Below are 1,190 nucleotides of genomic sequence, written 5' to 3'. Positions count from 1 at the left end.
TGCGGAGGTGCAGTGTGGCTGACAACCGCGGGGTGGCGTACATGGAGCCCGGCCGGGTCGAGGTGGTCGACCTGGACTTTCCCGGGCTGGTCTTACAGGACGGGCCGGGGGTCAACCCGGCGAACGTGGGCCGGCAGTGCCCGCACGGCGTCATCCTGAAGGTGGTGTCGACCAATATCTGCGGCAGCGACCAGCACATGGTCCGCGGCCGGACGACCGCGCCGGCCGGGCTGGTCCTCGGCCACGAGATCACCGGTGAGGTCGTCGAGACCGGCCGGGACGTCGAGTTCATCAAGGCCGGGGACCTCGTCTCCGTCCCGTTCAACATCGCCTGCGGGCGTTGTCGCAACTGCAAGGAACGCAAGACCGGCATCTGCCTGAACGTCAACCCGGACCGGCCCGGGTCGGCCTACGGCTACGTCGACATGGGCGGCTGGGTCGGCGGCCAGGCAGAGTACGTGATGATCCCCTACGCCGACTGGAACCTGTTGCGCTTCCCCGACCGGGACCAGGCCATGGCGAAGATCCTCGATTTGACGATGCTGTCGGACATCTTCCCCACCGGCTTCCACGGCTGTGTCACCGCCGGGGTCGGCCCCGGCTCCACCGTGTACATCGCCGGGGCGGGGCCGGTGGGGCTGGCCGCGGCGGCGTCCGCGTTCCTGCTGGGTGCCGCGGTGGTCATCGTCGGTGACCTCAACGCCGAGCGGCTGGCGCAGGCCCGCAGCTTCGGCTGCGCGACCGTCGATGTGTCACTCGGTGACCTCGGCGGCCAGATCGCGGAGATCCTCGGTGAGCCGGAGGTGGACTGCGCGGTCGACGCGGTCGGGTTCGAGGCCCGCGGGCACGCCCCGGACGCTGCCGAGGCGCCCGCCGCCGTCCTGAACGCGGTCATGGAGATCACCCGGGCCGGCGGGTCGATCGGTATTCCCGGGCTGTATGTGACCGGTGACCCGGGCGCGGCCGACGAGGCGGCGAAGGTCGGCTCGCTGTCGATCCGGATCGGGCTGGGCTGGGCCCGCTCGCACGCCTTGTTCACCGGCCAGTGCCCGGTGATGACGTATCACCGACAGCTGATGATGGCGATCCTGCACGACCGGGTGCAGATCGCGAAGGCGGTCAACGCCACCCCTATCCCGCTGGAGCAGGCCCCCGCCGGCTACCGCACCTTCGATCAGGGTGCGGCCCGC

The 1,190-nt window shown here is 70.6% G+C and carries 1 protein-coding gene; it reads left to right on the top strand.

From position 1 onward, the window contains the following. Positions 1–14: 14 nt before the first annotated feature. On the top strand, positions 15–1,190 hold a 1,176-nt coding region (fdhA, locus tag U9980_RS10665), incomplete at its 3' end, for a formaldehyde dehydrogenase, glutathione-independent (protein ID WP_322767771.1).

Source organism: Protofrankia sp. Cr1, assembly GCF_963555865.1.
Classification (GTDB): domain Bacteria; phylum Actinomycetota; class Actinomycetes; order Frankiales; family Frankiaceae; genus Protofrankia.
Note: the sequence above shows the minus strand (reverse complement) of the source record. Positions and strands in the feature narration are given on the sequence as shown.